General features: G+C 49.6%; 18 protein-coding genes. 5 read left to right on the forward strand and 13 right to left on the reverse strand.

What is annotated here, in order from left to right; genetic code table 11:
* The first annotated feature begins 114 nt into the window (after window positions 1-114).
* Window positions 115-1,299: a prephenate dehydratase gene (gene pheA / locus E8E00_RS10485; protein WP_096631011.1), complete on the forward strand. Its 1,185-nt coding sequence runs from the start codon at window positions 115-117 to the stop codon at window positions 1,297-1,299.
* Between the two features lie 78 nt (window positions 1,300-1,377).
* Here the strand turns inward: pheA and E8E00_RS10490 are convergent, their stop codons facing one another.
* From E8E00_RS10490 to E8E00_RS10500, 3 genes are all read right to left on the reverse strand, one after another.
* Entirely contained in the window at window positions 1,378-2,151 is a 774-nt protein-coding gene (locus tag E8E00_RS10490; RefSeq protein ID WP_077663014.1) for a 5'-nucleotidase, lipoprotein e(P4) family, read from the reverse strand.
* A gap of 352 nt (window positions 2,152-2,503) precedes the next feature.
* Complete coding sequence (tyrA, locus tag E8E00_RS10495) at window positions 2,504-3,637, reverse strand: bifunctional chorismate mutase/prephenate dehydrogenase (RefSeq protein WP_069586891.1); 1,134 nt, start codon at window positions 3,635-3,637, stop codon at window positions 2,504-2,506.
* 3 nt (window positions 3,638-3,640) lie between these two features.
* Window positions 3,641-4,717: a 3-deoxy-7-phosphoheptulonate synthase gene (locus E8E00_RS10500; protein ID WP_069586890.1), complete on the reverse strand. Its 1,077-nt coding sequence runs from the start codon at window positions 4,715-4,717 to the stop codon at window positions 3,641-3,643.
* A 186-nt stretch (window positions 4,718-4,903) separates the two neighbouring features.
* On the opposite strand from E8E00_RS10500, the gene E8E00_RS10505 reads away from it, so the two are divergent.
* Window positions 4,904-6,601 carry a sensor histidine kinase gene (locus tag E8E00_RS10505; RefSeq protein ID WP_096631009.1) on the forward strand — a complete coding sequence of 566 codons (1,698 nt, stop codon included), beginning with the start codon at window positions 4,904-4,906 and terminating at the stop codon, window positions 6,599-6,601.
* On the forward strand, window positions 6,598-7,317 hold the full coding sequence (btsR, locus tag E8E00_RS10510; protein WP_096631007.1) for a two-component system response regulator BtsR: 720 nt from the start codon (window positions 6,598-6,600) through the stop codon (window positions 7,315-7,317). Before E8E00_RS10505 ends, btsR begins: the two co-directional genes overlap by 4 nt.
* A gap of 20 nt (window positions 7,318-7,337) precedes the next feature.
* Here btsR and E8E00_RS10515 read toward each other — a convergent pair whose 3' ends face one another.
* From E8E00_RS10515 to ffh, 7 genes are all read right to left on the reverse strand, one after another.
* Window positions 7,338-7,727: a DUF2799 domain-containing protein gene (locus tag E8E00_RS10515; RefSeq protein WP_096631005.1), complete on the reverse strand. Its 390-nt coding sequence runs from the start codon at window positions 7,725-7,727 to the stop codon at window positions 7,338-7,340.
* 101 nt (window positions 7,728-7,828) lie between these two features.
* Window positions 7,829-9,253, reverse strand: a complete 1,425-nt coding sequence (locus E8E00_RS10520) for a carbon starvation protein A (protein ID WP_077457611.1) — start codon at window positions 9,251-9,253, stop codon at window positions 7,829-7,831.
* 227 nt (window positions 9,254-9,480) lie between these two features.
* Window positions 9,481-9,834, reverse strand: coding sequence for a 50S ribosomal protein L19 (rplS, locus tag E8E00_RS10525; RefSeq protein WP_069586885.1), 354 nt, complete (start codon window positions 9,832-9,834; stop codon window positions 9,481-9,483).
* Window positions 9,835-9,862: 28 nt separating this feature from the next.
* Complete coding sequence (gene trmD, locus E8E00_RS10530) at window positions 9,863-10,618, reverse strand: tRNA (guanosine(37)-N1)-methyltransferase TrmD (protein WP_069586884.1); 756 nt, start codon at window positions 10,616-10,618, stop codon at window positions 9,863-9,865.
* A 25-nt stretch (window positions 10,619-10,643) separates the two neighbouring features.
* Window positions 10,644-11,171 (reverse strand): ribosome maturation factor RimM, encoded by a 528-nt coding sequence (rimM, locus tag E8E00_RS10535; RefSeq protein ID WP_069586883.1) that lies wholly within the window; start codon window positions 11,169-11,171, stop codon window positions 10,644-10,646.
* A gap of 28 nt (window positions 11,172-11,199) precedes the next feature.
* On the reverse strand, window positions 11,200-11,448 hold the full coding sequence (gene rpsP / locus E8E00_RS10540) for a 30S ribosomal protein S16 (protein ID WP_069586882.1): 249 nt from the start codon (window positions 11,446-11,448) through the stop codon (window positions 11,200-11,202).
* A gap of 198 nt (window positions 11,449-11,646) precedes the next feature.
* Window positions 11,647-13,020, reverse strand: coding sequence for a signal recognition particle protein (ffh, locus tag E8E00_RS10545; RefSeq protein ID WP_069586881.1), 1,374 nt, complete (start codon window positions 13,018-13,020; stop codon window positions 11,647-11,649).
* Window positions 13,021-13,204: 184 nt separating this feature from the next.
* Here ffh and E8E00_RS10550 point away from each other — a divergent pair, with 184 nt between their 5' ends.
* Both E8E00_RS10550 and E8E00_RS10555 read left to right on the forward strand, forming a co-directional pair.
* Window positions 13,205-14,002 (forward strand): inner membrane protein YpjD, encoded by a 798-nt coding sequence (locus E8E00_RS10550; protein WP_069586880.1) that lies wholly within the window; start codon window positions 13,205-13,207, stop codon window positions 14,000-14,002.
* 107 nt (window positions 14,003-14,109) lie between these two features.
* The gene (locus tag E8E00_RS10555; protein ID WP_069586879.1) at window positions 14,110-15,393 is read left to right on the forward strand and encodes an HlyC/CorC family transporter; all 1,284 of its coding nucleotides are present in this window, start codon (window positions 14,110-14,112) and stop codon (window positions 15,391-15,393) included.
* Window positions 15,394-15,481: 88 nt separating this feature from the next.
* On the opposite strand, the gene E8E00_RS10560 is transcribed toward E8E00_RS10555, so the two are convergent.
* The 3 genes from E8E00_RS10560 to luxS all read right to left on the reverse strand — a co-directional run bounded on the left by E8E00_RS10560 (window position 15,482) and on the right by luxS (window position 19,982).
* Window positions 15,482-18,061, reverse strand: coding sequence for a LuxQ periplasmic sensor domain-containing protein (locus E8E00_RS10560; RefSeq protein ID WP_096631002.1), 2,580 nt, complete (start codon window positions 18,059-18,061; stop codon window positions 15,482-15,484).
* 6 nt (window positions 18,062-18,067) lie between these two features.
* The gene (locus E8E00_RS10565; protein WP_096631609.1) at window positions 18,068-19,114 is read right to left on the reverse strand and encodes a substrate-binding domain-containing protein; all 1,047 of its coding nucleotides are present in this window, start codon (window positions 19,112-19,114) and stop codon (window positions 18,068-18,070) included.
* A gap of 349 nt (window positions 19,115-19,463) precedes the next feature.
* The gene (gene luxS, locus E8E00_RS10570; RefSeq protein WP_069586877.1) at window positions 19,464-19,982 is read right to left on the reverse strand and encodes an S-ribosylhomocysteine lyase; all 519 of its coding nucleotides are present in this window, start codon (window positions 19,980-19,982) and stop codon (window positions 19,464-19,466) included.
* Window positions 19,983-19,991 lie beyond the last annotated feature (9 nt).

A 19,991-nucleotide genomic window follows, 5' to 3' on the forward strand; every position in this document is an offset into this window, starting at 1 on the left:
TCTTTCGCTTCTTTTTTATCTCGCCTGTGCGGGAGGAAGCGTGCTAAGCCTTAACAGCATGGCGCTCTAACCTCCCAACCGGGAGGTTTTTTTGTATTAGAACAAGGATAATGTATGCCAGACACGCCACTTTCACTGGACGAGATCCGCACGCGGATCAGCCAGTTAGACCACGAATTGCTGACTTTACTGGCCGAGCGCCGCCGCCTCAGCGTGGATGTCGCGAAAAACAAAATCGCAATTCAAAAACCGATTCGCGATCAAGCGCGAGAACAAGCCTTATTGGAAAAATTGGTCAGTGATGGCAGCGCTCACCAACTGGATGCCCATTATGTGCTGAGTATTTTCCACACCATTATTGAAGACTCGGTGCTGATCCAGCAGCGTTATCTGCAAGCGCTGGCCAACCCCGATAATCAACGTCCGGTAGCTCGGGTTTCCTTTTTAGGCAGCCAAGGTTCGTACTCCTATCTCGCCGCGCGCCAGTACTTTAGCCGCAAGCAAACCGAATTAGTGGAAATGGCTTGTGACAGCTTTAAACAAGTGGTCGAAACGGTAGAAACCGGCCATGCCGACTATGGCTTATTGCCTGTCGAAAATACTAGCTCAGGATCGATCAATGAAGTGTACGATCAGCTGCAGCACACCCGGCTATCTATCGTTGGCGAATTAACCCTTCCCATTGCTCATTGCTTACTGACCGTTGGCGACCAAGATCCCAGCCATATTGATATCCTATACGCGCATCCCCAGCCTCATCAGCAATGCAGCGAATATGTCGATACTTTAGGAAAAATTAAGAAAGTGTACTGTTCAAGCACCGCTGACGCGATGCAACAAGTGGCAGATTTAAACCAACCTAATGTGGCTGCCATCGGCCATGCCGCCAGTGGTGAGTTGTATGGCCTCACGGCAATCAAAACAGACATAGCGAATCAGCAGCAAAACTACACCCGCTTTATTGTAGTGGCCCGTAAGCCGGTGAAAGTGTCCAAACTTACGCCTGCCAAAACCACGTTCATTATGTCGACGTCGCAGCAAGCAGGGTCTTTGGTGGAGTGTTTGATGGTATTGCGAGAGCGCGGCATCAATATGACCAAGCTGGAATCTCGGCCCGTGCTCGGCAACCCATGGGAAGAGATGTTTTATGTCGATGTTGAAGCCAATATGGCCAGTGATGTAATGCAAAGTGCACTGGACGAGCTCACCACCCTGACCCGTTATCTAAAAGTACTCGGTTGCTATCCGTCAGAGACCATTTCTCCCACCGAGGTATCGCTGCCGGACAGCAACGACTAACTAAACTATCCATTGCCCACAAATCAGTTGCCCATAAAAAAGCCCACAGTGTGGGCTTTATATCAGGCAATCGCGCGACTATTTATACTCGAATGGCGCATTCCAGCCAGTGAGTTTGGCTTCACTCCAATCGCCGTACATAGCGTTTGGCAATACAATCCAATCTTGACCAAAATGCTTAGCATGTTTGCTCACTAAGGCACGTTGTTGCTTAAGATCCGCATCACCAAACTCGCCAGAAAAGTCATGCAGAGAGTCGCCTAGCTGCATCACTAAGGTATGTTTGCTCTCGACAATTTTACGGCGCTCGGCTTTAGGTGGACCTAAGAGTAAGACATGGTCATCCGCAACTTGCGGCAAGGCCAGAGCTTTCAACGTCGCCAAGGTGTCTGATTTATTTTCTTGATAACGATCAGAGACATAATAAATCGCCACATCATGTTGGTCGGCAAAGTCTAAAAATGCTTTTGCCCCAGGAATAAGGCGTGGCTGCCCTTCGCGCTCCCAGTGCTTCCAAGTATCCCAACTGGTGAAATCGTGACAGGCCTGCATATCTCTGACTAGCAAGGCACCATTATCAATAATGGTCTCATCTAAGTCTGTCATGATGGCTAGGTTTGCATTCTCGCCATGAGATTGGATTTGTTGCTCTAAACGGAAAGTGGCGAGTTCAAACGTTTGACGCTGCATCGCAATCACTTCTGCGGATTGCTGCTGATAACGAAGCCCCATTGCATATTCAGCCTGTTCACAGCCAGCGCCATCTTGCGCAACCGCATGACCCGATGTCATGAATGCTAGGCTGGTGAACGCTGTGGCGACAGCAATATTGCAGTATCGGGCGATTCTCATGAAATCATCTCCATTGATGTGTGTATGTAAGCTGCAAGCCCTCCTCACAGCAAAGTTACAAGATGTAACTTTAAGTTACACTTTTCATCATAATGTATTTCTATATCATCATCAAACCAGCACAAAAAACCAACAAGAAACTATATTTATGGTTTTTATAACCAAATATTGGTTAACTATCGATAGTTTTAATGGTCATGGCATACAGCATCACTGCGCTCTAGTTGAGTGCAGGAGAAGTCTGTAAGCACCGACGTATTACCTTTCAGCGCTCATCGACGCCTAGACCGAATCACGCAAAAAAGCCCACAATGTGGGCTTTTTTAATGCTAAGTGAGCTGATTTACATAAGCTAGGTCGCAGTACGATGGGTGGCGTCGTTGGCTTGTCGCAACAGGCCTTGGCTTTCTTGTAAAAAGCGCGGCGCGTAATCGCCAAACCAGTTTTCGACTTGGGCAAACGCATCGACAAAGGTGGCTTTGTCGTGCTGTTCAAGCAAATCAATCGCTTCCCCAAAACGCTGGTAAAAGCGCTTAATCATCGCCAAGTTTTGCGGTGAGGACATAATAATATCCGCATACAAGCTTGCATCTTGGGCAAACAAACGCCCCACCATGGCAAGCTCCAAGCGATAAATCGGTGAGCTCAACGCTGTCAGCTGGTCCAAGTTGGGGTTTTCTTCTGCCAGATGGACCCCGTAAACAAACGACGTAAAGTGACGCAGCGCTTGTATCAACGTCATGCCCTCATCATGCTCAACAGCACTGATCCTGTGTAGTCCCGCCCCCCAAATACGAAATTGCTCGAGCAGCCATTGGTAGGCTTCTGGCTCGCGGCCATCGCAGTAAACAATGACCTGCTTAGCCAGGCTAGCCACATCAGGACCAAACATGGGGTGCAGCCCCACAACGGGGCCTTGATGCGCCGTTAACATGGCTTGTAGCGGGCCAGATTTAACGGAGGTAAGGTCTGCTAAGATACAGTCTTTCGGAAGCTGCTGGAGGGCGCTAATCACGGTTTCGGTGACATCAATCGGCACAGAGACCACCACCATGCCGGCATCTGCGAGCAATGCCTCTGCGTTGTCCCAATCGTTTTTCTCCAACACAGACACTTGATAGCCCGATAAGCGGAATAAGCGTGCGAATAAGCGACCTAACTGCCCTTCTCCGCCAATCACCACGATGCGGCGCAAATCCGGGTTTAGGCATTTAAACCCTGAGTCGTTTTCGCTGCTGTACGACTCGCGCATTGTGCGTCGCAGCACATCTTCAATCAAATCGGGCGGCACCCCTTGCGCTTCGGCTTCTGCTCGTCGAGACGCTAACATGGCCGCTTCACGGTCAGGCGCATAAATGGGCAAGCCATGCTGACTTTTTACCTCTCCCACTTCCGCAACCAGTGCCAGTCGTTTGGCGAGTAGAGTTACCATTTGTTTGTCGACATCATCGATTTGATCGCGCAGTCGGCTTAGTTCCGCCACCATGATTTAGTCCTGTTGAATCCGTTGTTGTAGAGAAGTTGCCAACGCTTGGTGCGTATGACGCAGCAATTGTTCGGTAGACGCCCAATCAATGCAAGCATCAGTGATCGAGACGCCGTACGCCATCTCTTCTTTGGGCAGATCCGCCGACTGATTCCCCGCATGGATATGGCTTTCTAGCATCAGACCGATAATAGACCGGTTGCCCTGATTGATCTGGTGGATCACATCTTCAGCGACCAAGGTTTGGCGACGGTAATCTTTGCGAGAGTTCGCATGGCTACAATCGACCATCAGCGATGGCGTCAGGTTAGCATCGCGCAGTTGCTGCTCACACTCGGCCACAGAGACTGAATCATAGTTGGTTTGCTTGCCGCCACGTAAAATCACATGGCCATTGGGGTTACCTTGTGTGGTCAATAATGCCACTTGGCCGGCTTGGTTAATCCCCATAAAACGGTGCCCTGAAGCAGCCGCTTTCATCGCATTGGTGGCGGTGGCCAGATTGCCATCCGTACCATTTTTAAAACCAATCGGCATCGACAGGCCACTCGCCATTTCTCGATGGGTTTGTGACTCGGTGGTACGAGCACCGATGGCTGCCCAACTAAACAAATCGCCAATGTATTGTGGACTGATGGGGTCGAGCGCTTCGGTGGCCAGCGGCAATCCCATTTCAGCAAGCTCAGTGAGCAGACTGCGTGCTTGCTTTAAGCCAAACTCAACATCAAAGCTGCCATCCAAGTGTGGATCATTGATAAGCCCTTTCCAGCCCACTGTGGTGCGTGGTTTTTCAAAGTAAACCCGCATCACAATAAACAAGTGATCGCTCAGTTCATCCGATAGGGCTTTCAAACGACGGGCATAGTCTTTCGCCGCGTCGACATCATGAATTGAGCAAGGACCACAGACCACAAGCAGGCGGTGATCACGCTTGTTGATAATATCTGCCACGGTTTGACGGGCCTGACTAATCGCCGCTCGGGTGCTTTTGGCGATAGGAAATTGATCGCGAAGTTGCTCTGGTGTGAGAAGCACTTGTTCATCGCGAATGTTGATATTGGTTACCGAATCTTGCTGCATGACCTTGCCCTAAAAGATGTTCACTATGTTTTACATAGACAATACCAGCCCATATTTTAAAAGCAATAGCAACTGTACCATTTAAATTACGGTGTAATTTTTAGTTTACACTCGCATTTTTAATTAGAGTCTTTTATCACCAACAGTTACTATAACGGGGAACTCTAGTTACCCCTTTTTATTGTTATGGCGTTAGTGCTTTCATTGCTGCAGCAGATGAGCGTGTATCTTGTGATCGCGTATTTGCTGAGCAAAACTCCTGTGTTTATGCCGCTGCTCAGTATTTCTGGGCGGCTATCGCACAAGTATGTCTGCTATGTGCTCTTTTCCGGCTTCTGTATTCTCGGCACCTATTTTGGGTTGCACATCCAAGACGCAATCGCGAATACCCGCGCTATCGGTGCCGTGCTTGGCGGTCTGCTTGGCGGCCCTGTAGTAGGCTTTTTGGTCGGCTTAACTGGCGGACTACATCGCTATAGTTTAGGAGGGTTTACAGATTTAGCCTGCGCGATCTCGACCACAGCAGAAGGCGTGATTGGCGGCTTAATGCACCGCTACTTGGTCTCTCGCAACCAAACCAGCCGTTTGTTTTCCCCTACTGTGGTCCTGAGCGTGACGTTCGTAGCAGAGCTGGTACAAATGGCCATCATTCTCGCCGTCGCCGAACCCTTTAGTCGTGCTTATGAGCTCGTCAGCGCAATTGCTGCGCCCATGGTGATCGCTAACTCAGTCGGCGCCGCGATGTTTATGAGCATTATTGTTGATCGCAAGACGTTGTTTGAGCGCTATTCCGCGGCGTTTTCTAGTAAAGCGCTTAAAATTGCTGAACGATCGGTCGGTATTTTAAGTAGCGGGTTTAATCAACAAAGTAGTGAACAGGTCGCCGCCATTATCCAGCAAGAAACCGGCGTGGGGGCGGTGGCAATCACAGATCGCGAGAAAATCCTCGCCTTTACCGGCATTGGTGATGACCACCACTTGCCCGGCACTCCCATTGCGTCCGATTATACCCGACGTGCCATTGCAGATGACCAGCTCATCTATATCGACGGCGCGGATACCCCTTATTGCTGCTCACTGTCTCCCCATTGCAAACTGGGCTCTGTGTTGGTGATCCCGCTACGTGGCGGGGATGGCTATGTGCTAGGGACGGTGAAGCTTTATGAGCCAAAACGTAAACTGTTCTCGGCGATCAATGTCACCATGGGAGAAGGGATCGCGCGTTTGCTCTCCAACCAAATTTTAACCGGTCGTTATCAGCGCCAGCAAACGTTGCTGACCCAAGCGGAGTTAAACTTGCTACGCGCCCAAGTGAACCCTCACTTTTTATTTAACGCATTGAACACCATCAGTGCGGTGGTCAAGCGCGAGCCAGAGCGCGCCCGTCAGTTAATCCAGCACTTATCCACCTTCTTTCGCAGTAACTTAAAACAAAATCGCGAAACCGTCTCGCTTGAGCAAGAGCTGAACCATCTTGATGCCTATCTGGAACTCGAACATGCCCGCTTTGCCGATCGAATGAGTGTTGAAAAGCAGATTGATCCGGCTATCTTGCACGCGGTGATCCCCAGTTTTACCTTACAGCCTTTGGTTGAGAACGCGGTGAAACATGGGATCAGTCAATTAATGGCCGACGGTCAAATCATCATTCGTGGTTGGCAAGAAGGCGAATGCCTGTATTTACAAGTCGAGGACAATGCAGGTCTCTATCAACCAGCGGCACAGCATGCTGGGCTGGGGCTTCGTATTGTCGATAAACGGATACGCGGATTATTCGGCGGACAATACGGGCTTAAAATGACATGCCAGCATGATCACTGGACACGTGCCACCGTGACCTTGCCATTAACCGATACTGCCCCAAACAAGGAGACCATGGCATGATTCGAGCGTTAATCGTGGATGACGAATTGTATGCACGAGAAGCCTTGGAAGATGAGCTGCTAGGATTAGGCGGTGTAACCATCATTGGTCAATGCAATAACGCCATTGATGCACTGAAAACCATTAATCACAGCCGCCCCGATGTGGTGTTTTTAGATATTCAAATGCCTCGCGTCACCGGCCTTGAGCTGCTTGCGATGCTTGACCCCGAGACCATGCCCAAAGTGGTGTTTGTCACCGCCTATGATGAGTTTGCCGTACAAGCCTTTGAGGACAACGCATTTGATTATTTGCTCAAGCCCATCGAAACCGCGCGCTTAAAAAAGTCGCTCGACAAACTGTCGCGTGAGTTAAATCGACAAGAGGACTATCAGGCGATCACGCCCGCACTGGAGCTGCTCCCTTGTGCGGGCCATAACCGGATTACCTTAGTGCCTCACCAAGACGTCGAAGTGGCACGCACCTCAGTGACTGGCGTGACACTACTCACCGCCAATGGAGAATCCGTCACCCATTTAAGCTTGAAAGTCTTGGAAGACAAAACGCCCTTAATGCGCTGCCACCGACAATTTTTGGTGCACCCTGCCGCCATTCGGGAGATCCGGCTGTTAGATAATGGGCTCGCGGAGGTGGTGACCGCCTCCGCTCATTCGGTACCGGTAAGCCGACGTTATCTTAAGGCAATAAAAGATAAACTTGGTCTTACCCATAATTGATGCCGGCACCGGTTTTAGCGCTAGTAAAACTGGCTATTCGCTTGGCTTTGGTAATCGTTATAGCCACGTTGCCACTCCATACGAAAACGCTGTGAACCGGGTCGGCTTTCGCACACGCCCATATAGGGGTTGCCATCCAACCCGAGTTGATACGCATGTGCAGGATTGCAGTATGCGTCAATGCCATGAATATAGCCTTGCTCGTAGTCGAGGTAATTGGCGGTCATACGGTCGCCCACTTTGTTCGCCAGTGTGCGTAAGTCGTTTAAGGTTCGCTGTGGTAGCCCGCGCTGGCCATCTTGCTCACCCAGTCCATACCAGTTTTGCTCATCCACTAACGCTTGTGTAGTCGACGCTGCACACCCCGTCATCAGCACAATAGTCAGTAACGAAAAAAGCGCGTGTTTCATGCCACCATCCTTTTGATCAAAAAAGCCCCAGCGAGTGCTGAGGCTTTGATCTTAGCGCATTTTATGCGTTATTGCTGTAATACCAATTGGTTAGGATGGCATCATTGCTCATCAGCAATCAGCTGAGGGTTCGGCTTATAGACCACGAGGAACGCAATACTCGCCACCACCGTTGTTACCAAGCCGATGATGGTTGCTGTGTTCATCGGTAAGCCAAAGCCGATATCGGCGTTAGCTAAGTAGGTCACGGTGACTGCGGTCATAAACATCGCTGGAATGGTGCAGACCCAGTGCAGCTTATCACGCTTAATTAGGTAGGCTGCCGCGGCCCACAACATGATCATGGCCGTGGTTTGGTTCGCCCAACCAAAGTAGCGCCAAATCACGCCAAACTCGGCCTTGGTGATCAAGTAACCCACCACAAACATAGGAATCGCAATCAGGAGACGTTTCATCAATGGCTTTTGCTGAATATTCAAAAAGTCAGCAATGATCAAACGCGCAGAACGGAACGCGGTATCCCCTGAGGTAATAGGCAATACAATCACACCTAATACCGCCATAATGCCCCCGACGGTGCCCAAGAGCGACGTAGAGACCTCATGCACCACAGCGGCAGGACCGCCATTGGCGAGCGTTTGGTTCAACGCATCCGTGGATTCGTAAAAGCTTAATCCTAAGCTACACCAGATAAGCGCAATCACACCTTCGCCAATCATGGCGCCATAAAAGATAAAGCGACCCGATTTTTCATTCTGCATGCAGCGCGCCATCAATGGCGACTGGGTGGCATGAAAACCTGACACCGCCCCACAGGCAATAGTAATAAAGAGCAGTGGCCACAATGGCAGATCGGTGGGATGGAAGTTAGTGGCAAAATCGAGCCCTTGGCTGTAGAAGCTGTGATCGCTCACGGCCAAGCCAATCATCAAGCCGACCGACATAAAGACCAATAAGGCGCCAAAGAACGGATAGAAGCGGCCAATAATTTTATCGATCGGTACCACAGTCGCGAGGATATAGTAAGCAAAAATGATCGCCACCCATACCGGTACACTCATCGCCGATAAGCTACCTAGCAGCTTGGCAGGGCCCAAGACAAAGACCACGCCCACCAGCATCAAGAGTAACACCGCAAAGAAGTTCATAAAGTGTTTCGCGAAGTTACCTAAGTGCTCGCCGACTACCGCAGGAACCGATGCACCCTTTGCTCGGACACTCAGCATGCCCGAGAAATAGTCATGAACCGCTCCGGCAAATATACAGCCAAACACAATCCATAACATGGCCACCGGTCCATACAAGGCACCGAGGATTGGACCAAAAATCGGCCCGAGACCTGCAATGTTAAGCAGTTGAATAAGATAAACTTTTTTATCAGATAGCGGGACGTAATCCACACCATCATTCATGCTCATGGCGGGTGTCGCTTGTTCGGGCTTAGGACCGAACACCTTGGTAATAAAGGTGCCATAAGTGAAGTAGCCGGCGATCAAAGCCACTACGCAGAGTAGAAACCAGGACATTCTCGTTCTCCGTCTCGATACGCAGCGATGCTGCTAATCAGTGAGTAAGGTACAGATGCCATTTTGCCCTATTGTTTGTCTATGTCTTGCGCTCTTTCAGTGAGTGGCAACATAGCAAGTTAAATGGTCGTGACGGGCATTAAGTGGTTTCGTGACCTGACTGTAAGAGAACAATAAAAAAGCCCGTCCATCGGGACGGGCTTTCTGAGCAATAAACGCCGGAGCGATTACTTCTTGTTAAGACGCTCTTTGATTCGAGCTGACTTACCAGAACGCTCACGCAGGTAGTACAGTTTGGCACGACGTACTGCACCGCGACGTTTAACAGTAATGCTGTCGATAACTGGCGAGTGAGTTTGGAAAGTACGCTCTACACCTTCACCGCTAGACATTTTACGTACGGTGAATGCAGAGTGCAGGCCACGGTTGCGCTTAGCAATTACCACACCTTCGTATGGCTGCAGACGCTCACGGTTACCTTCTTTTACTTTAACCTGTACCAGGACAGTGTCACCTGCTTGAAACTCAGGCAGGTCTTTTTTCATTTGCTCGTCTTCGAGCTGCTTGATGATGTTACTCATTGTCTATAACCCTAGAATAAACTGAAACTCAATTTGATTCGGCACTTGCTCGATGCTCTTTAATGAACTCGGCAAGTAGTGATTCCTGTTCGTCAGTCAGAGCTAGGTTTTCCAGGAGCTCTGGTCGTCGTAGCCAAGTGCGACCTAGCGATTGCTTTAATCGCCAGCGACGAATGTCCTTGTGGTTTCCGGATTTTAGCACCTCTGGTACCGCCAACCCATCTAACAACTCCGGACGCGTGTAGTGTGGACAGTCTAACAACCCGTTGGCAAAGGAGTCTTCCTCTGCTGACGCCATGTCGCCTAAAACGCCCGGTACAAACCGAGCAACAGCGTCTACTAACGTCATCGCGGGCAGCTCGCCCCCACTGAGCACAAAATCTCCCACCGACCATTCTTCATCGACGTGAGTTTGTATAATGCGCTCGTCTACCCCTTCGTACCGGCCACAAATCAAAATAAGTTTTTCATTGCTGGCCAGTGATTCGACCCCCGCTTGGTCGAGCTTACGCCCTTGCGGAGAGAGGTAAACCACTTTCGCGTTATCGCCTGCGGCTTGTTTGGCAGCATGAATGGCATCGCGCAACGGCTGAACCATCATTAACATACCGGGGCCACCGCCGTAAGGTCGATCATCAACCGTACGATGTTTGTCTTGAGTGAAATCACGCGGATTCCACGTTTCGACGTTTAACAGCCCTTTTTTAACCGCTTGGCCCGTGACTCCAAAATCAGTGACGGCTCGGAACATTTCTGGAAAAAGGCTGATAATGCCAACCCACATATTTCCGCTCGCTTACTGTTGGAGTTTAAAAACCAGGATCCCAGTCAACTTCGATCCGTTGAGCAGTGCGATCAATCGACTTGATGACCTGCTCTTCAAGGAACGGAATTAAGCGTTCCTTTTTGCCAAAAGCATCTTTCAGGTTGGCTTTAACGACAAGTACGTCGTTCGAGCCCGTTTCAAGCATGTCTGTCACAGTACCGAGGTGATAGCCTTTCGCATTCACCACGTCCATGCCAAACAGCTCACGCCAATAAAACTCTTCATCCGATAACGCTGGCAGTGCTTCAGCACTAACGGCGATTTCGGCATTGGTCAGCATCTGCGCGTCTTCGCGCTGATCCAGCCCTTTGAGCTTGGCAACATACCCTTTGTTGTGGCGCTTCCAGTCTTCTAACTCGAAACGTTGCCACTCGCCACGCACCTGGATAAACCAAGGTGAGTAGGCAAAAATGCTCTCAGCTTCTTCAGTGTAAGAAAAAATCTTGAGCCAGCCTCGAATGCCGTATGACGAGCCAAGCTTGCCGACGACGATAGTTTCTTGCTCACTCATTTCTTCTTTTAACCCTGACACTGATTGCTTACGCTGCTTTCGCTGCGTCTTTGATCAGCTTAGCAACACGGTCAGAAACCGCAGCGCCTTCGCCAACCCAGTGGTTTACGCGATCCAGGTCAAGGCGTAGTTTCTCTTCCTGGCCTTGAGCTACAGGGTTGAAGAAACCGATTTTCTCGATGAAGCGACCGTCGCGCGCCTGGCGGCTGTCAGCTACAACGATTTGATAGAATGGGCGTTTTTTCGCGCCATGACGTGCCAAACGAATGGTTACCATATCGTCCTCATTTGCATTACTTAATAAAATTGGCCCCGTTTCGCGTAAGCAATGCGGGGCCTCGTGCCAAAATAAAGCTCGGGAATTTTACTCTTTATTGCTGTGATTGCAACTGGTTTAGCCAAATTTTCACCAGCTGTCCCAAGCCTCACAGCGAGTTGTCATGCAGGCTGACGCTTCATCCGCCTGCAAAATGGGCTAGCCCATAAAGCCACCACCAGGTCCACCCGGCGGCATCATGCCTTTCATCTGACGCATCATGTTACGCATGCCGCCTTTTTGCATTTTCTTCATCATTTTTTGCATCTGAGTAAACTGCTTGAGCAGACGGTTCACGTCTTGCACTTGGGTCCCAGAGCCGGCTGCGATACGTTTTTTGCGCGAGCCTTTGATAATCTCAGGGCGTTGACGCTCACGTGGGGTCATCGAATTGATGATAGCTTCCATTTGCACGAACATCTTATCGTCAACGTTATCTTTCACGTTGGCCGGTAAGTTCGACATGCCCGGGAGCTTATCCATCATCCCCATCATGCCGCCCATGCTTTTCATTTGCTGCAGTTGGTCACGGAAATCGCCCAGATCAAAGCCTTTCTTTTCTTTGAACTTCTTGGCCATTTTCTCGGCTTTGTCTTTATCGACATTACGCTCGAGATCTTCGATAAGTGACAGCACGTCACCCATGCCCAAGATACGGGATGCCACCCGGTCAGGATGGAAGGGCTCTAGTGCATCAGTCTTCTCACCCACACCCAAGAATTTAATCGGCTTACCGGTAATATGGCGAACCGACAACGCAGCACCACCGCGCGCATCACCATCGACTTTGGTCAATACCACACCAGTCAGTGCTAACGCATCATTAAAGGCCTTGGCGGTGTTCGCGGCGTCTTGACCGGTCATGGCGTCTACCACGAACAAGGTCTCAACTGGGTTAATCGCATGGTGGACGTCTTTGATCTCGTCCATCATGGCATCGTCAACGTGCAGACGACCGGCGGTATCGACGATCACCACGTCGTAGAATTTGAGCTTCCCTTCATCGAGCGCCGCTTTGGCGATATCTACTGGATTCTGGTCTGCGCTCGACGGAAAGAAATCAACGCCAACTTCACTGGCCAGTGTTTCCAACTGTTTGATCGCCGCGGGGCGATACACGTCAGCCGATACCACCAGCACTTTTTTCTTATGACGCTCTTTGAGCATCTTACCCAGTTTACCCACACTGGTAGTTTTACCAGCACCTTGCAGGCCCGCCATCAGGATCACCGCGGGAGGCTGGGTGGCAAGATCAAGCTGCTCGTTGGCATCGCCCATTACCGCTTCCAGCTCGGCTTGAACGATCTTGATGAATTCTTGCCCCGGGGTCAGGGTTTTCGATACCTCAATCCCCACGGCGCGCTCTTTAACGCGTTTAACAAAATCACGAACCACAGGGAGCGCGACATCGGCTTCCAGTAGCGCCATACGCACTTCGCGCAGGGTTTCCTTGATATTGTCTTCCGTTAATCGACCTCGGCCGCTGATATTTTTTAGCGTCCGGGATAAACGTTCTGATAAGTTTTCAAACATGCGTTACTCGCCCACTCGTCCTATTGGCCCATGACATTGACCGTCAGGGTGCAATCGCTGTCGCGAAATTAATTGAGATTATACCGCAATCCCCCCATCGCTTGCATGTATCGATAGCGACAGAGATTGAGGCAAGGTATACTCACACCTTCATTCTTATTGATTAACTGACTGATCGGTGACGATGGATATTCTGACAGCCTTATTGGCATCACTGCTTTATCTGGCCGCCATTTTGCAGATCATCCCCGGCTTGTCCAGCAACAATCAGATTAGTGCGAAGCCGGTCTTCTTTACTGCACTGGCTGCGCTGGCATTGCACGCATATCTGCTCAAGGATTTAATCCTTTCTGGCAGCGGGCAAAATTTAAGCATACTCAACGTCGCGTCGTTGGTAAGCTTCATCATTGCTATGATGACTACCGGCCTGATTTTCCGACTCCGTTTATGGTTTTTGCTGCCGGTTGTCTATGCCTTTGCGGGGTTAAACCTCGCCAGCGCGACCTTGCTACCCGGTGCCTTTATTACCCATCTAGAGTCACACCCTGAGGTGTTGTTGCATATCTCCTTGGCGCTGTTTGCGTACTCGACCCTGATGATTGCAACCTTGTACGCACTGCAGCTGGCTTGGCTCGACTATCAGTTAAAACATAAAAAACGTCAGGTCATCAACCATAACGTCCCACCTTTAATGATGGTGGAGCGCCAACTTTTCAACATTATTTTAGTGGGCCAGAGTTTACTGACGGTCACCTTAATTACTGGATTTGTCTTTGTCGATGATATGTTCGCGCAAGGAAAAGCGCATAAAGCCTTCCTCTCGATGGCAGCATGGGTGGTCTATGGTGTGCTACTATGGGGCCACTATCAATCTGGCTGGCGTGGACGTCGAGTGATTTGGTTTAGTATTGTAGGCGCCTTTCTACTCACATTGGCCTACTTTGGTAGCCGATTTGTTCGCGAGATCCTTATTGCGGGTTAATCGTCACCCTAGAATGCATGATGGGTGCGCTCGCCACCCAACGGCATGTCAGTGTTATACTCTCGAGCAGACGCTCACATTTTAAAACAAACGTAAGGAACAGTTCGTTGGACGACATATCGACGGGAATATTAATTTCCTTCTTGGTATTGCTTATCGTCATTTCCGGTTATTTTTCCGGCTCTGAGACAGGCATGATGGCACTGAATCGATATCGATTACGCCACCTTTCTAAACAGGGCCATACCGGTGCCAAGCGAGTTGAAAAACTGCTAGCACGCCCGGATCGTTTGATTGGACTCATTCTAATCGGCAATAACCTCGTCAATATTCTTGCCTCTTCTATTGCGACTGTCTTAGGGCTACGCCTTTATGGTGATGCCGGTATTGCGATTGCGACCGGTGTCCTGACGATGGTGATTTTGGTGTTTGCAGAAGTGACACCGAAAACCTTAGCAGCCTTGTACCCTGAGCGTGTTTCCTTTCTCAGCAGCTTTGTACTCACCATCCTGATGAAGGTGTTTTACCCGGTTGTAAGCTTGGTGAACTTCATCACTAACGGCTTTCTACGCTTGCTTGGCTTGGGCGTGAAAAGTGATGGGAAAGACAATTTAAGTACCGAGGAATTGCGTACCATCGTTAATGAGGCCGGCAGTTTAATCCCTCGTCGTCACCAGCATATGTTGATCTCGATCTTAGAGCTCGAAGAGGTGACGGTAGACGACATAATGGTTCCCCGTAACGAAATCACAGGGATCAATGTCAACGATGACTGGAAGTCCATTATGCGCCAGCTTACCCATGCGCCACATGGTCGTATGGTGCTGTATCGTGACACCATCGACGAAGTGGTCGGCATGTTACGGGTACGAGAAGCGTACCGCTTGATGGTCGAGAAAAACGAATTCAATAAAGAGACCTTGCTGCGCGCTGCGGATGAAGTGTACTTCATACCGGAAGGCACCCCGCTCAACGTGCAGATGCTAAAGTTCCAGCGTAACAAGCAACGCATTGGTCTGATTGTGGACGAGTACGGCGACATTATCGGTTTGGTGACCTTAGAGGACATTCTCGAAGAGATCGTAGGGGAATTTACCACCTCACTTTCGCCAAGCTTGGCCGAAGAAATCACTCCGTTGACAGATGGCGGTTATCTGATTGAGGGTAGCGCCAATATCCGTGATTTAAATAAGAGCCTGAACTGGGATCTCCCTACCGACGGTCCCCGCACATTGAACGGTTTGATCTTAGAGCACTTGGAGGATATTCCTAATAGCCGCTTAAGCGTGGAAATTGACGGCCATCTAATTGAAATCGTCGATGTTGCCGAGAACATGATCAAACAAGTGAAAGTGCTGCCGATCCAAAAGCAGAAAGTCAGCACCGAGTAGAACAGAATTCGCCGTTAAGTTTTCTGACGTTAGAACAGCTTAACGGCTCTGCCTTTTCCCCGTTATATTGACCTTATACGCAAACCTCTCACTGATCAGCAGGGCTCTGCTCCATCATTGCTTGCCGCTCGGTTTGGTAATAACGCAATGCCTCAACAAAGCTGTCTTCTTTGATGGGTTTCACAATCACATAATTTGCCCCTGCCTCATAAAAGGCATCATGCACACTGCCATATGCATCAGCAGTACAGGCATAAACCGGCACATTCAGCCCCAGCTCTTGGCGAATAGCCTTAGTAGCATCAATCCCCCCCAAATTAGGCATTTGGTTATCCATCAACACAAGATCATAGGTGGTTTCACGTAACGAGGTAAGCGCTTCCTCACCATCTTTCACCCAATCTACGCTGATGTCGTGTTTTTTACAGAACGCTTGTGCCACCATCGCATTAATCTTGTTGTCTTCGACTAGCAGCACACGCTGTATGCCCGCCTGCCCAGCATCAAACACGGTGCTTTCCGCCATGGTTTTGGGCTTATTATCTACGTGTTCGACCGGCACTGTCAGCGTAAAGCAGCTGCCTTTCTCTGCTTCACTGGTCACCTCAATCGTACCGCCGAGTAAGTCGAGCAGGCTCTTGACGATGGAAAGCCCCAATCCACTGCCGCCGTATTTGCGCGTCACACTTGAGTCGGCCTGAACGAAAGGATCGAATAAGGTGTCCAGTGCGTCTGCACTCATGCCCACCCCTGAATCTTGCACTTTTATCATCAAGCGGTGCTGAGCCCCCTCCATTGGGGTAAGTTTGACTTCAAGCGCTACATTCCCCTGATGGGTAAACTTCACCGCGTTACTCATCAAGTTAAACAGTATTTGGGTCAAGCGCGATTGGTCAGAGCGTATCACGGTGTCGTCCGCGAGGTTAGACTCGATAATCAGTCCAATATGCTTACTCTCGCACAGCGGCGTATAGATGTTTTCTACCGTACTGATGATATCGTGCAAGTAAAAATCACCGTACTCGATGGTCATCTTACCTTGCTCTATTTTGGAAAGATCCAAAATATCATTCAGAACAGTCAGTAAGTGCTCACCACTTTGGTACAAGCTTCCTAACAGCTCACTTTGCGCTTTATCTTCCACTTTATCGCTGAGTATTTGGGTAATGCCAAGGATCCCATTGAGCGGTGTTCGGATCTCATGACTCATCTTAGCGAGGAATTCCGATTTTGCGCGAGCGGAGGCTTCTGCCGCTTCTTTGGCACGTTGACTTTGCTGTTCGGCTTCAATCAGCGACGTAATTTCTTGCCCTTGCCCGATGACAGCCTTGACTTGGTTATCGACCATCAAAGGAGCAAGGTTCCAACGATACACGCGGTTATCGATATGAATATTAACGCCTTTAAGGATGGTGCCATCGACGGCACGCTTAAGATAAGGCGAGATAGCGCGCATAAACTGCATGTACATCCAGCTCGTTTGCTGCGCATCGGCGTCATAATTCAGTTTTAACTTGGCTGCCGGGTTAATCCGCGTGATGGCAAAGTCGGTGTCCCAAACAATAATGGGTGAGAGCGCATAATCAAACAAATCCTGCAATGACCGCTCTTTTTCGTAAAGGGCATCAAATGTCGATTCGAGTGTCTGACCGATGTGATCAAACTCTTCAATATCAGAGCCCGCAAAAGGCAAGGTTCGCTGGCGTGAGGTCGCGCCCAGGGTATAACGCATCAATTTGTCGAGCGAACCGGCAATGCGCGTTTTGACAAACCGGTTGACCCAAATAGCCGCCACTAAAATCACTAACGTGGTGAGTAAAAGGTTGATCCCCATTTGGCGCTGTAACGCGAGCACATTGTCGTTGCGTTGTGCCGACAGTACAGCGATATCGGAGTTTTCCCCTTCAATACGCAAATTAGCGTGACTGATAAGGTAGTTGCGGAACGCTTGACTACTCCCCTTGGTGGGTAAGGTGAGTTCGTTAGCGAAATTATCATCCCCAGTCAGTGTGGAAGCGAGCGTTAACTCTTTGACCGATAACCAAACGGCTTGCGTACCACTGGCCCGCTGCAGGCTTTTGACAAAAGAAAAGTTGCCATTGAGCATCACCGCAACATACAAGTAACCGCCCAACTTACCACTGGCTTGGAAAACGATTGGGGTTTTGCGCATAAGCACATATCCCTGCTCCATCTCGGTGGTAATGGTGGTCAGTGTCCAGCGGTTGATATCTCGCAGCTGCGCACGCAAGCGTTCAAGCCCCTTGTCATCAATGCCATGAAAAAGGCTACTCCCATCGTGCCATAACAACTCGCCATCACGGGAAATAAAACGAAAATCAGGGGTATTGGCGGCATCTTGCTGCTCTTGCTCAATAAAATAGTCGTCGAGAGCAATGCGATCGCCTCGTGCCACCAAGGCTTGCAGCGTCATACTGGATGCATTGGTGTTTTGGTGGATCTGTAGCGAGTCTAGGCGACTATCAAACACATTCTGCAAAAGGCGTGACGTTTGAGTCAGCGTACGCGTCACTTCCTGATTAATGCCTGCCAGCGTCAGTTGATAGCTCTGGACATAAACGCCTACAGTCACAAACAAGAAAAACACCACGATAAGACGCGTGAGTAGCTGTGAAAGTGACAGTTTTTTGGAGCCTGACATGGTCATGATGCGTTAATCCGAGTATCTGAAAGCCTGCTTCTTAAGCGCATTAATGCGCTCAGGACTGTCCTCTTTCGTGACAATTTCAAATCGGCCGGAGTATACCACGGGCACAGCCTGATCCTGCAGATCGCGTTTAATCGCCTCCGCCATTGCTACGCCTGTGTCATCATTCATCCGCATCACAGTAACATCCAGATCGCCACGTTGCAGGGCATCAAGCTCTGCTGAGCCGCCGCCCCAGCCATTGATCACGACCTCATGCCGGTTCAAGTCATCCAGCGCATTAATTGCACCAAAGGCGACGTCTGTGGCGCACGCGTAAATAAAATCAAGCTTCTCATTATTGTTGAGCATTGCTTTTGCCGCTTCATAGCCAGACGCTTGGTCGCCTTTGGTGTAATACGCGGAGACTAAATGATTGTGACTGTGGTTATTCATTGCATCGATAAATGTATCGCCACGCGCGTCGCTAACATAGCCTTGCGAAAAGTAGAGAACCGAATACGCGGCTCCTTGCGGGTAGCGGGCATTGAAATAATCTGCTAACGCTAAACTGCCCTCTTGGTGGTCAAAGCCAACATACAGAAACGGCTGATTGTCCTGCCACGACTTAACCGGTGTGGTGATATTTTGCAGGATCAGCTTGGTTTTGTTTTGCGACAATACATGGTTAATAAATTTGCGATGACGAACACTGTTGAGGGTGAAAATTAGATAGTCGGCGCCATCACGAAGCGCAGCGTACAAAGAGGCACTCTGCTCGCGAATATCATTGTTGGGCCGCGTGGTCACTTGCTCCAATTCATACTGAATATTCAGCGCTTGCAGCCGACGTTCCAGAGCGAGAATATTACGCTGCCAGTAATCTGAAATCTGCTCACCCGGCACAACAACCGAGATCTTAATCGGTTGAGGAGCGGCTTTAAGCGGCTCGGGCTCTGCTTGTACTTGTCTATCAAGTTGCTCTGTCAGCGCATTTTGCTCAGGGTGAAGACGCAGATATTCACTGTAAGACCAATAATCATTAAGGGCAGCCAGCGCATTAGACGTCATCATCCAGATAATGACGCCACATATTGCACGAACAATCTTGAGATGTGTGGGTTGCCGCTTGCTCAATTTCACGTTGGGTCTCACTGCCTTATCACTTGCCAGATACCTATCAGCTTAGCGAATACCAGCACATTGCGCAGCGCCGAACTTCAGAAGCGTGCTTCATTAAACAAAAAAGCTGCAATCACGCATACTCCTTCTCGCAATTTATCCAACAATCAAGACAGGCTGGATTCTGTCTCAATCTTGGTAGCAGATAAAGGGAACGATAGTATAAAAAAACGCCACCGAACGGTGGCGCCTTAAAGGTCTACTTTTTTATATCCGATGTGCACCTATTTCTGCAAAGAAATTAATCCACACGCAAGGTTTGTAGCATCGACTCGGGTAGCGACAGATCATCGTTCTTATTCACGGTGATCCCAGCATCAATGATCGCGCGTGCAATGTCCTTCGCTTCAGAGAGCGAATGCATTGCATAGGTGCCACATTGGTACTCATTCAGCTCTGGGATTTTATCTTGCGACGGTACCGTCAATACATCTTCCATCGCCGCTTCCCAAGCGCGACCCACATCACTTTCTTTAGGCTGACCAATCAAGCTCATATAAAAGCCCGTTCGGCATCCCATTGGGGAGATATCAATGATTTCAACATCCTTGCTGTTTAAATGCTTGCGCATAAAGCCTGCAAACAAGTGTTCCAACGTGTGGATGCCTTTTTCCGTCAAAATCTCTTCATTGGGTCGGCAAAAGCGCAGATCGAACACGGTGATCGTATCACCACCGGGCGTTTTCATCGTTTTAGCCACGCGCACTGCTGGTGCATTCATACGGGTATGGTCGACCGTAAAACTATCCAATAATGGCATTTTGCCCTC

The sequence above is a fragment of the Salinivibrio sp. YCSC6 genome, from assembly GCF_004916735.1.
Classification (GTDB): domain Bacteria; phylum Pseudomonadota; class Gammaproteobacteria; order Enterobacterales; family Vibrionaceae; genus Salinivibrio; species Salinivibrio proteolyticus.